The sequence below is a fragment of the Nocardia carnea genome, from assembly GCF_029868855.1.
Taxonomy (GTDB): Bacteria; Actinomycetota; Actinomycetes; order Mycobacteriales; family Mycobacteriaceae; genus Nocardia; species Nocardia carnea_A.
Window position 1 is genome coordinate 16,155 of record NZ_JARWOV010000314.1, and the last position, 11,679, is coordinate 27,833.

At 68.7% G+C, this 11,679-nt stretch carries 10 protein-coding genes; 6 read left to right on the forward strand and 4 right to left on the reverse strand.

All coding sequences use genetic code 11. From position 1 onward, the window contains the following. Nucleotides 1–12: 12 nt before the first annotated feature. From QH195_RS32475 to QH195_RS32485, 3 genes are read left to right on the forward strand one after another with little or no spacing between them, the layout of a single operon-like run. A complete protein-coding gene (locus QH195_RS32475) occupies nucleotides 13–252 on the forward strand; it encodes an antitoxin (protein ID WP_280421719.1) in 240 nt (79 codons plus the stop codon). Between the two features lie 50 nt (nucleotides 253–302). Then, on the forward strand, nucleotides 303–2,522 hold the full coding sequence (locus QH195_RS32480) for an ATP-dependent DNA ligase (protein ID WP_280438205.1): 2,220 nt from the start codon (nucleotides 303–305) through the stop codon (nucleotides 2,520–2,522). After that, nucleotides 2,519–2,785 carry an antitoxin gene (locus QH195_RS32485; protein ID WP_280421717.1) on the forward strand — a complete coding sequence of 89 codons (267 nt, stop codon included), beginning with the start codon at nucleotides 2,519–2,521 and terminating at the stop codon, nucleotides 2,783–2,785. The genes QH195_RS32480 and QH195_RS32485 overlap by 4 nt, the downstream gene beginning before the upstream one ends. Nucleotides 2,786–2,928: 143 nt before the next feature. On the opposite strand, the gene QH195_RS32490 is transcribed toward QH195_RS32485, so the two are convergent. Both QH195_RS32490 and QH195_RS32495 read right to left on the reverse strand, forming a co-directional pair. Further along, nucleotides 2,929–3,663 carry an energy-coupling factor transporter transmembrane protein EcfT gene (locus QH195_RS32490; protein WP_280421716.1) on the reverse strand — a complete coding sequence of 245 codons (735 nt, stop codon included), beginning with the start codon at nucleotides 3,661–3,663 and terminating at the stop codon, nucleotides 2,929–2,931. Further along, nucleotides 3,660–5,834 (reverse strand): ABC transporter ATP-binding protein, encoded by a 2,175-nt coding sequence (locus QH195_RS32495; RefSeq protein ID WP_432278307.1) that lies wholly within the window; start codon nucleotides 5,832–5,834, stop codon nucleotides 3,660–3,662. Before QH195_RS32495 ends, QH195_RS32490 begins: the two co-directional genes overlap by 4 nt. Before the next feature lie 53 nt (nucleotides 5,835–5,887). On the opposite strand from QH195_RS32495, the gene QH195_RS32500 reads away from it, so the two are divergent. Together QH195_RS32500 and QH195_RS32505 are read left to right on the forward strand one after the other, a co-directional pair. After that, a complete protein-coding gene (locus QH195_RS32500) occupies nucleotides 5,888–6,829 on the forward strand; it encodes a cation diffusion facilitator family transporter (protein ID WP_280438206.1) in 942 nt (313 codons plus the stop codon). A gap of 41 nt (nucleotides 6,830–6,870) precedes the next feature. Continuing rightward, the gene (locus tag QH195_RS32505; protein ID WP_280438207.1) at nucleotides 6,871–7,923 is read left to right on the forward strand and encodes an AraC family transcriptional regulator; all 1,053 of its coding nucleotides are present in this window, start codon (nucleotides 6,871–6,873) and stop codon (nucleotides 7,921–7,923) included. Between the two features lie 3 nt (nucleotides 7,924–7,926). Here the strand turns inward: QH195_RS32505 and QH195_RS32510 are convergent, their stop codons facing one another. Both QH195_RS32510 and QH195_RS32515 read right to left on the reverse strand, forming a co-directional pair. Next, nucleotides 7,927–8,703: a metallophosphoesterase gene (locus QH195_RS32510; protein WP_280421713.1), complete on the reverse strand. Its 777-nt coding sequence runs from the start codon at nucleotides 8,701–8,703 to the stop codon at nucleotides 7,927–7,929. A gap of 487 nt (nucleotides 8,704–9,190) precedes the next feature. Then, entirely contained in the window at nucleotides 9,191–9,931 is a 741-nt protein-coding gene (locus tag QH195_RS32515) for an RluA family pseudouridine synthase (RefSeq protein ID WP_280438208.1), read from the reverse strand. A gap of 474 nt (nucleotides 9,932–10,405) precedes the next feature. Here QH195_RS32515 and QH195_RS32520 point away from each other — a divergent pair, with 474 nt between their 5' ends. After that, nucleotides 10,406–11,641: an MFS transporter gene (locus QH195_RS32520; RefSeq protein WP_280438209.1), complete on the forward strand. Its 1,236-nt coding sequence runs from the start codon at nucleotides 10,406–10,408 to the stop codon at nucleotides 11,639–11,641. Nucleotides 11,642–11,679: the final 38 nt, after the last annotated feature.

Below are 11,679 nucleotides of genomic sequence, written 5' to 3' on the forward strand. Positions count from 1 at the left end.
AGGAATTCGGCAATGAGCTTGATGGACAACCTGAAGAATCTGGCCGGCAAGGGTCAGGAGGCGGCGGCCAAGAACTCCGACAAGATCAACCAGGCGGTCGACAAGGCCGGGGATTTCCTGGACCAGAAGACCAAGGGCAAGTACTCGGACAAGATCCAGAAGGGCAAGGAAGCCGCCCGCAAGGTGGTTCCGCCCGACCATCCGGGTGGTCCGGGACAGACCGGCGAACCGGGGCCGGGCCCGCGGCCGTGACCTGCGGCCGGATGCCGTACGGGGTCGACTGCACGCACCGGTGACCCGGCGTGCACCGGGCGTTCGGCGGTGAACCGGGGCAGCCGGATATCGAGGTCCGGCTGAGCAATCTGGACAAGGTGCTCTATCCGGCGACCGGCACCACCAAAGGCGAGGTCATCGAGTACTACGCCGAGATCGCCCCGGCGATGCTGCCCCATATCGCGGGCCGGCCGATCACCCGTAAACGGTGGCCGAACGGTGTCGCCGAATCGTCGTTCTTCGAGAAGAACCTCGGCGCGGGTACACCGTCGTGGCTGCCGCGGCGGGCCCAGCAACACTCCGATCGGACCGCACATTATCCGGTGATCTCGTCCCAGGCCGGCCTGGTCTGGCTGGGTCAGCAGGCCGCTCTGGAGATCCATGTACCGCAGTGGCGGTTCGACGGTGAGGGGCGCGGCCCCGCGACACGGCTGGTGTTCGATCTCGATCCCGGCCCCGGCGCGGGCTTACCCGAATGCGCGCGGGTGGCGCTCGGGGTGCGGGATATGGTGGCCGAAATCGGGATGCGTGCCTTCCCGCTGACCAGCGGTAGCAAAGGCATCCACCTATATGTCCCGCTGGACCGGGCACTGAGCCCGGGCGGGGCTTCCACGGTGGCCAAACAGGTCGCCACGAATCTGGAGAAACTACTTCCCAACCTGGTCACTGCCACCATGGCGAAGAGTGTGCGGGCCGGGAAGGTGTTCCTGGACTGGAGTCAGAACAACCCGTCGAAGACGACCATCGCACCGTATTCGCTACGCGGGCGCGAACAGCCGAACGCCGCCGCACCGCGGCACTGGGCGGAGCTGGAGGATGCCGATGAGCTGCGGCAACTGCGGTTCGACGAAGTTCTGGAGCGCTACCGCTCCGACGGCGATCTGCTGGCCGCCCTGGATACGCCGCTGAACGACGCGCTGACGAAATACCGCTCCATGCGTGACCCGGCGCGCACCCCGGAGCCGGTACCGCCGCATTCACCCCGGCCGGGTCCGGGCGACCGCTATGTCGTGCACGAACACCACGCCCGGCGGTTGCACTGGGATGTGCGGTTGGAGCGCGACGGGGTACTGGTGTCGTGGGCGGTACCCAAGGGGCCGCCGGAAAGCACTCGGCAGAACCGGCTCGCCGTGCACACCGAGGATCATCCCCTGGAGTATCTGGACTTCCACGGCACGATCCCGGCCGGCGAATACGGAGCCGGAGAGATGTCGGTATGGGATACCGGCACCTACCGCGCCGAGAAGTGGCGCGACAACGAGGTGATCGTGGTGTTCCGCGGCGATCGGCTCAACGGCCGCTACGCGCTGATCCGGACCGAGGGCGATCAGTGGCTGATGCATCTCATGAAGGACCAGCCCGCGACCGCGGAGTTGCCGCGCGGGCTCACTCCCATGCTGGCCACCAGTGGCGAGGTGGCCGGGCTGCCGGAATCGGAATGGGCGTTCGAACGGAAATGGGATGGATACCGGCTGCTCGTGGAAGTCGATGCCGGGGAACTACGGCTGCGCAGCCGGGCGGGTAACGATGTCACCGCGCGCTACCCACAGTTGTCGGTGCTGGCCGAGGAACTGGCAGGCCATCAGGTGATACTCGACGGCGAACTCATCGTCCGCGGACCCGACGGCGCGGTGAACGTCGCACTGTTGAAAGCGAATCCGCGCCGCGCCGAATTCCTGGCCTTCGATCTGCTGTTTCTCGACGGCACCTCGCTGCTGCGCAAACGCTACCGCGATCGGCGGCAGGTACTGGAAGCGCTGGCCGCGACGACCCCGGAACTCCGGGTGCCGCCGCGCTACGAGGGCGACGGCACCGAAGCCCTGCGGCGCAGTGAAGCGGAAGGCGCCGAGGGCGTGATCGCCAAACGACTGGATTCGGTGTATCTGCCCGGCACCCGCGGGCATTCATGGGTCAAACACCGGAACTGGCGCACCCAGGAGGTGGTGATCGGTGGGATGCGGCGCAGTAAGGCGCGGCCGTTCGCCTCGCTGCTGGTCGGGATACCCGCCGAGGACGGTCTGGTGTACGCAGGCCGGGTGGGGACCGGGTTCGACGAGGCGGGGATGAACGATCTGGCGGCCCGGTTGCGCCGGTCGCAGCGTAAGACGTCGCCGTTCGTCAACGAGATGTCGGCCGACGAACTCCGGGACGCGATCTGGGTGACACCGAAGATCAAAGGCACTGTGCGCTACATGGATTGGACCGACGGCGGCCGGTTCTGGCATCCCGCCTGGCTCGGCGAGGTGTGACGGCTGTCGCTGTTCCCCCGTTCGCGGCGAATCCGCTGGGTATCGTTATCGCCGTAGCGGATTCGAGCGAGGAGCACACCATGGATTTCAAGGGGCTGGCGAACAAGGCACTGGGTCTGGCGCGCAAGAACGCCGGCAAGGTCGATCCGCTGATCGAGAAGGTCGGCGACGCGGTGGACAAGAAAACCGGCGGCAAGTATGCGGCGCAGGTCGACAAGGCGCAGGACGCGGCGCGGAAAGCTGTACGCGACCAGCAGAAGTAACCGGCCTCGAGCGCGGGACGACTCGGTGGTGACGACGGTGCCGCATCACGATCGGCAGTGCCTGCGTGCCCGGCTCCGCAGCGATCCCAGCGGGTCGAGCGACGAGACGTGGCGCGCCGCAATCGTCGCGTTCCGGCCGCTCGTCAGAGCATCAGTTCCATGGCCAGAGCCCCGGCGCATACGGCAACCACCACGGTGAGGGCGATGGCATCGTTGCGGCCGGGGCCGGCCGGGCGGGCGGTGAGCCGGCCGGTGCCGCCGCGGGCGGTGATGGCTTCGCCGAGTTCGCCGGCGCGGCGGGTCGAAACCGCCATGGCGGCGGTGAGGATATCGATCAGCGGGTCTGTGGTGCGGTGCAGCAGATCGGGTTTGGGGCGTAGGCGGCGGGCCGCCCGTAGGATCCGGATCTCCTCCAGCAGTAGTGGCAGTCCCCGCAGGGTGAGCGCTACCACGACGGCGAGTTCGTCGACCGGTACCCGTAGTTTGCGCAGGGGGCGGCCGAGGGTCGCCAGGGCCGGGGCGATTTCGCTCATCGGGGTGGTCCAGGCGATCAGCATGGACGCCGACAGCAGGATCAACCCGAAGACCACGACCTGCGCGTAGCGCAGCAGCGCGACCCCGCCGACCGGTGCGCTGATCAGCGCACCGAGCGCGATCAGCAGCCAGAATGCCCACGGTAGCCGGGGTACGACGCCGAGGGGGAGTCGCGCGAGGGCCCCGATCACGATCAGGAAGACGATCGTGACGCCGAGGATCGGCCAGCTGGGCAGGAACATCAGCAGCAGGCTGATCAGGAAGACGCCGATCATCTTGGTTCCGGCCCACAGCCGGTGGATCGGGCTGGCCACCGGAACCTGGCGCAGCAGTACCGTGCTCATCGGGCACCTCCGTGGGCGTCGCCGCGTAGCCGCCAGGCCGTGCCCGGTGCGGGGTGGTGGACCGGACCGGGTGGGTGGACCGGTGGAATGGGGGAGGTATCGGCGTCCGGTTCCGGGACCGGGATATGCGCGGCCTCGGTTTCCGGGATACGCCCGGCCTGCAAATGGACGGTGCGGTCGCAGATCGCCGCGACGTCCTCGACATCGTGGGAGATGACGATCAGGGTGAGCCCGGAATCGCGGAGCCGGGCCAGCAGGTCGACGATATCGGCACGGCCCTCGGGGTCCAGGCCCGCCAATGGTTCGTCCAGCACCACCACCTGGGGATGACTGGCGACGATGGCGGCGAGCACCACCCGTTTCGCCTGACCGCCGCTGAGTTCTTCGATGGAGCGGGTGGTCAGCGAGCGGTCCAGGCCCACGGCGTCCAGGGCCTTACCGACCGTGCCCGATCCGGTGCCGTCCCCGCCCCAGTCGGCGATCTCCTCGCCCACGGTATGTCGTTGCAGTTGCAGGCGGGAATGCTGGAAGGCCAGTTCCACCCGGCCGATCTGTTTGCTGACCGGTTTTCCGGCGAGTTCACAGCGGCCCACGCTGGGCGCGATGAGTCCGGCCATGATCCAGGCCAGGGTCGATTTCCCGGACCCGTTCCCGCCGACCACCAGTAGCGCTTCCCCGCGCCGGACCGTCAGGTCGATCCCGTGCAGGGCCTGCGCTTCCCACGGGGTGCCGCGGTTGTAGGTGTGCCGGACACCGCGCAATTCCAGGATCGGGTCGCCCATGGGGTGGCGGCGGTGCGCGCGGGCCGGTTTCGGCCAGGCGGGCAGACGGTCGACCATCCGGCCGTCCGCCAGGTGTATCACCCGGTCGGCGGCGGCCGCGTCGGCTTCGTGGTGGGTGACCAGTACCACCGCCATCGGATGCCGCTTCGGTAGTTCGGCCAGTAGTGCCACCAGGTCGCGGCGGCCGTCCGGGTCGATCATGGAGGTGGCTTCGTCGGCGATGAGCAGCGCCGGCCGCCGGGCCAGCGCGGCCGCCACGGCGAGCCGCTGCTGCTGGCCACCGGACAGGGCCGCGGTTTCCCGGCCGCCCATTCCGTCCAGCCCGACCTCGCGCAGCAGATCGTCGATCCGTACCTCGGCCGCCAGTTCGGCGGGCAGCCCCCAGACGACATCGTCGGCGACGAGTACTCCCAGCGTTTGGCTTTCCGGCCGTTGAAGCACCAGGGCGGTACCGCCGAGATGGCCCAGGCCCGCCGACCCGGGGCGGTCCACCGTGCCACTGCTCGGCGGCAGACCGGCCAGCAGCCGGGTGAGGGTGGATTTCCCGGACCCGTTGTGCCCGACCACGGCGACGAATTCGCCCACCGCTACCCGCAGGTCGATCCCGGCGAGCGCAGCACCGGGCGTGCCCGGATACCGGTAGCCGACGCCGCGCAAGGTGACCGGTAGCGGGGCGATGGGGCGATCGTCGGCGGGTGCGTCGAGCCGATCTGTGCCGGGCAGCCAGGTCAGCCGGTCCAGCACGGATCCGAGGACGAACCAGGAGACGAGTGCGGTGACCACGGTGCCGATCGCGACGGTGGCGCCGATATAGATCCACCACCACTGCAGAACGGTCTCGGCCACGTCGAGTACACCGCGGCCCAGCGGTTCCAGCTGGGCTTGCCGGGAGGTGAGATCGGCCAAGCCGGTGGCGGTGTTGCGGATGTTGTCGAACAACAGATCGCGCGTGGCCGAGAAGACCAGCAGGAAACCGATCGAGTACATGCCCCAGGCGATACCGGCGACGACAGCGAGCCCGGTGACCGCGATGATGCCGCCGCCGCGGCGTTTGACTCCGCCGACGATACCGCCGATGGTCGCGGTGGCGACCATGGCCATGGCGGCGGTCAGACCGGCCGCGACGAAGGTGACCAGGGCGGCCGAGACCGCTGCGGTGAACACGACGCGGAAGCGGTATCGGTGCGCCAGCAATCCCATGGGGACGGCCGCGACGAGTTGGAGCGCCGCGGCGAACGGGATCACCGAGCCGACCGTGACCAGTCCGACGGTCGCGCCGCCCAGTACCGCGCCGTTGGCGAGTTCGATCGGCCGTAGTGCCGCGTCTCGGGAGTCGCGGGCGGGCCGGTCGGATGTGCCGGGCCGGGCGGTTGCGGGCTGGTCACTCACGACGTCAAGTCTGCCAGTCCGGCGGCCGGGCGCGAATCGAAGGTATTGCAAGCATGCGCATCAACGCATATGTTGTCTGCGTGGGACATGATCATACGCATCGGGTATCACCCGAAAGCGCCTCCGGGAAGTATGTCGGACGACTGGCGCTGGCGCTGGCCATCGGTGCCGGGTTCATGCTGGTCGAACTGGCGGTCGCGCTGGCCACCGGTTCGCTGGCACTGCTCTCCGACGCCGCGCATATGCTCACCGATGTCGTCGGTATCGCGATGGCGCTCTCGGCCATCGTGCTGGCCCGCAACACCCGGCCCAGCTACACCCGCACCTTCGGTTACTACCGCGCCGAGGTGATCGCGGCCCTGGCCAATGCCGTACTCCTGTTCGGAGTGGCCGGCTACGTCCTGGTAGAGGCGGTGCGCCGATTCGGTGAACCACCGGAGGTTCCGGGCGGGCCGGTGCTCGTCGCGGGGGTGATCGGTCTCGCCGCCAATATCGTGTCCTTCCTGTTGCTGCGGCGCGGCGCGGCGGAGAGCCTCAACGTGCGCGGCGCGTACCTCGAGGTGCTCGCCGATATGGTCGGGTCGTTCGGCGTGCTGGTCTCGGCGGCGATAACCCTCACCACGGGCTGGTACTACGCCGATATGGTCGTGGGCGTGGCGATCGGCGTGTGGGTGCTGCCCCGGACCTATCTGCTGGCTCGCCGCTCGCTGCGGATCCTGTTCCAGCACAGTCCGGAAGAGCTCGACGTCGAGGCGGTGGCGGCGGAACTGGCCGCGGTGCCCGGGGTCTGCGATGTGCACGATCTGCACGTCTGGACGCTGACCTCCGGAATGGAGGTCGCCTCCGCGCATATCACCACGTACGGTCCGGACGCGGGCGATGGGATCCTGCGGGCCGCCCAGCACCTGCTCGCCGAGCGTTTTCATATCGAGCACGCCACCCTGCAGATCGAGACCTCCGATACCGCCCGCCGCTGCACGGAACTGTCCTGGTAGCCGCCGTCCGGTCGATAGAGATATTCGGCCATAATGTCGGTATGGTGCAGCGTCCGTCGGTCCGGGACTGGGATTTTCCGCGCGGTGTCGCCAGTGTCGCGCTGATGGTGGGCTACGGCGCCGAACACGGGGTCACGCCCGCGGCCCTGCTGCGCGGCACCGATCTCACCGAGGCCCGCCTACGCGACCCCGATGCCCAGATCGACGCGCATACCGAGCTCGCGGTGGTCCGGAATCTGGTGCGCGAACTCGATCGCCCCGGTATGGGTGTCGAGGTGGGCCGCCGCTATCGCATCACCACATTCGGCATCTTCGGTTTCGCCTGTGTCAGCAGTCCCACGCTGGCCGAGGCGATCGATTTCGCGCTGCGCTATATGGAACTGAGCTTCACCTTCTGCCTGCCGGTGACGCAGTGGGAGGACGGCGAATTCGTCGGCCGGATCCTCGACGACTCGGTACCGGCCGATATCCGGCAGTTCCTGGTGGAACGCGATGTGACCGCCATGCATCAGGTGATGAGTGATCTGCTGGGCCGGCACCTGGCACTGATCCGGGCCGAATTCCGGTTTCCCGAACCCTCGTACGCCGATCGGATCGCCGCGGTCACCGTGGCCACGCCGCGGTTCGGCCGCCCGGAAAACCTGGTCGCCCTCGACCCGGCCATCCTCGACCAGCCGCTCCCACAGGCCAACGAACACACCCTGGCCATCTGCCTGGCGCAATGCCGAGACCTCGTCCATCGGCGCCGCGCCCGCACCGGGATCGCCGCCGAGGTCCGGGCCCGGCTGGTGCCCCGGGGCGGGATGGACGGTTTCACCGCGCCGCCCGGTATCGACGCCGTGGCCGCCGACCTCAATATGAGCACCCGCACCCTGCGCCGGCATCTCGATTCGGCCGGTACCAGCTACCGCGCCCTGCTCGACGAGGTGCGTCAGGCACTGGCCGAGGAAATGCTGACCACCACCCCGCTGTCGGTGAGCGATGTGGCGATCCGGCTCGGCTACGCCGAGGCATCCACCTTCATCTACGCCTTCAAACGCTGGACCGGCGCGACGCCTGCCGCCTACCGCCGCGCTCGCGCCGGACGGTACTGAAGGTCAGTACGGGCTCGCGATCCAGCCGCCCATCGGAACGCTGCGGAAATGTGTGATCAGGCGATGGTCGTCGTCGATCACGTGCAGAGCGACCGACGGATCCGGCCCGTAGTCCATCACTCGCTCGGGCGGCGCGAGTTCCCATTCACCGCCCAGCACCGACGCCGTGCTGGGGCCGATGAGCAGCGGGCGGCCCGCGAAGGTACTCACCCCGGCGGTATGCGCGTGCCCGGCCAAGGTCGCGATGATGCGCCGGTCCCCGGCGATCACCGCAGCCAGCCGCTGCGGATCGTCCAGCGCAATCGTGTCCACGACCGGGCTGTGCAGGAAAACCGGCGGATGGTGCAGGGCCAGCAGCACGGCCGTGTCGGGCGGGGTCGCGGCGAGGGTGTCGTCCAGCCAGTCGTAGGTCTCCCCGGACAGCCGGCCACCCGATTGCCCGGGGACGCTGGAGTCCAGCAGGATCAAGGTCAGGTCGCCGATCCGGTGTACCTGGTTCACCGGATCGTCCGACGGCGTACCGGACAGCAGTACTTCCCGGAACGCGGCCCGCTCGTCGTGGTTTCCGGGGATGGCGAGCACCGGCAGATCGGCCTGTAGCGACATCCGCGCCTCGGCGTACTGCTCGGGTTTACCGGAATCGGTGATATCGCCGGTCACCACGATCACATCGGGCCGCCGCCGCAAGTCCGCCAGATAGGCCATCACTCGTTGCGCGCGCTCGGTGTTACGGGTCCCGAGATCGAAATGTGTATCGCTGACCTGAGCCACCAGGATCATCGGTGCTCCTGTGTATATTGGCGCGCCGCCGGCGCGCGGGGTTTCGGCCCCTTCGGTCCGTGTTTTCGGCCTTCGGGACTCGCGGTTTCGTCGCCTCGCTACGTAGAACCGAAAGCAAGGACGGCCGAAACCCTTCCGAGGGCCTCACTGATCTCGGCACCACGGTGGTTCCGTGCGCCGATGTCACTCCACCCAGCTTAGGGCAGTTGGCCAGCGGCAACGGCGGGGATATGAGGCACGCCACTACTGGTCCCTGTGTGTATGGTCCCGGGACTGAACAGGTCGTCGAATGACCTGTGCCTGCCGGGGCCCACGCCCGGTTCGTGAGGACGGCTGTGCGCGAGTGCCTCGCGATTGTCCGATCATCGAACCTGCCCGGACGGCGGAGCCCGGGGTTGCACCGCGATTCCGGGTGAGTTGTCGGCCGGGCAGTCCGGGGGTAGATGCCGGAGGTGGGGCCCGGCATATACCGTCGGCCCACGAGCAGTCAGACAGGGAGGGTGGCGGGTGGGGAGGCGAGCGGGCCCCAGAAGCCGGCGTCGGGCGGCGCTTCCAGGTCGAGCCGACCGTCGGGCCGCCAGTCGGCGGTGAGGCGCAGCCGCCACGAGTGCAGATGGGTGCGGGGGTGGGTGCCGGTGCGGTCGAACAGGGGGTCGCCGGCGATGGGGTAGCCGATCCAGGCCAGGTGTACGCGTAGCTGATGCCGGCGGCCGGTGATCGGATACAGGGCCACGACGGTGTGGTCGTGGTACCGGGCCACGACGGTGAACTCGGTGCGGGAGGGGTAGTTCTTCGTGTTCAGCAGGTCGGCGTCGGCGACGAACCAGCGGTCGCCGGTGCGCTGGATCGTTTCGCGGGGTGCGGCCACCCGGACCCGGTTCTTCCGGCCGACGCTGAGCGGTAGTTCGACGACCCCGCGCTCGGGTAGTGGTTCCGGCCCGGCGGCGACAACGGCCAGATACGTCTTCTCGGCGGTCTGCTTGTTGAACTGGCGGGTCAGCTGCCCGTGCGCCGGAAGCTGCCGGGCCAGTAGCACCAGGCCGGAAGTGACCTTGTCTATCCGGTGCACCGGGTAGAGCTTCTCGCCCGTGGCCTCGGCGGCGGCGACGATATCGGTGTCGTGCCGCTCCCCGGTGACCGAGATCCCGGCGGGTTTGTTCAGCGCCAGAATCGCCTCGTCTTCGGTGAGCAGGCAGCGGGCGCGCAGCTCGGGCCAGTCGATATCCACCGGTCGAGCGTAGGAGTAGGGCGGGGGTCGCCAGGGACCGGGATCCGGCCGGTCCGCGCTGCCGGCCTCGCCGAGCGAGGGATGACGCACCGGCGTACGACGGATACGGCGGCCGGACCCACCGCGCCCTGTGTGATCACGAAACTCCCGGAATCCCGGATGGACCGACCACTTCGCAATCTTGCGGGCAGAATAAGGCGGGCCGCCGCTTTCGCCCAGGCCGTGTGAAGGCGGCCGATGGAATCGCTCGGTTGTTGCCGGGTCCCGGTTCCGCCTGTTCTGTCCGGCCGCGCTACGGGAGCCGGCCCGGTATCGAGCAGGCGGAGTCACCGTACGGCCGTGAGACACCGATAGCGCAACACGGCGGCACGGGACGTGGTCGCGGTCCCGGTCGCGTTGGACCGAAATCGCCCGTCGAGCGGTTTGTGGACTGGGCGCAAAGAGTTTGCCGGACAGACCTCCTCGGGAGTAATGGTGGCCTCTTCGACTCCGCTGAACGCCGGCCGCACGCTGGCCGGTGACCACACCATGACCGGTGGACGCACCCTGATGCTGGTCCTGGCGACCGTGGGTTTCGCGCTCAACTTCTGGGCCTGGGCCCTGCTCAGCCCGCTGGCGCCGCGGTTACGCGAGGAACTGGGGCTCAATTCGTTCCAGGAGTCGCTGGTGGTGGCGGTGCCGGTGATCGTCGGATCGCTGGGCCGGATACCTGTCGGGGCGCTGGCCGATCGTTACGGCGGACGGCTGATGTTCCCGGTGGTTTCGCTGATCACCGTGGTACCGGTGCTGTTCTTGGGCCTGGTCGGCCATTCGGCGCTGGAGGCCTTGCTCATCGGTGGGTTCTTCCTCGGTATCGGCGGCACGGTGTTCGCGGTGGGGGTGCCGTTCGTGAGCCGCTGGTTCCCGCCGGAGCAGCAGGGTCTGGCGATCGGGGTGTACGGGATGGGAATGGGCGGTACCGCCATCAGCGCCCTCACCACCGTGCAACTGGTCGATATGGGCGATACCGCGACCCCTTTCCTGCTGTGCGCCGCGGCGCTGGCCGGCTACGCGATCGTCGCCTGGTTCCTGCTGCGCGACGCCCCCGGTCGTACCGCGCCCACCGAATCGATGACCACCCGGCTGAAGCAGACCATGCGCCTGCCCGCCACCTGGGAGGCCTCGGCGTTGTACGCCGTGGCGTTCGGCGGTTTCGTGGCGTTCTCGGTGTACCTGCCGTCGTATCTGCGCACCGCCTATGACCTCTCCCAGGCGGACGCGGCCAACAGGATGGCCGGGTTCGTCCTGCTCGCGGTCATCATGCGGCCGGTCGGCGGCTGGCTGGTCGACCGGTTCAACGGCCCGGTCGTCCTCGCGACCACCCTCGGTTTCGTGGTCGCCGCCGCCGCCGTACAGGCCACCACCCCGGACCTGATGCCGGTCGGCACCATCGCGTTCCTGGTCCTGGCCGCGGCCCTCGGCGCCGGCAGCGGGGCGACCTTCGGGCTGGTCGCGCAGATCGCGCCGCCCGGCAAGGTCGGCGCCATCACCGGATTCGTGGGCGCCGCGGGCGGTCTGGGCGGTTTCGTTCCACCGCTGGTGATGGGCGCCATCTACGAATCGACCTCCGATTACGGCCCGGGGCTGCTGGCGCTGGCCGCGGTCGCGCTGGCCGCGCTGGTGTTCACTCTCACGGTCGTCCGCCGCGAGGTGGCCCGGCAGCGCGGCTGAGCCGTCCGGATCGACGATGCAGAAGGAGTACCGATGAT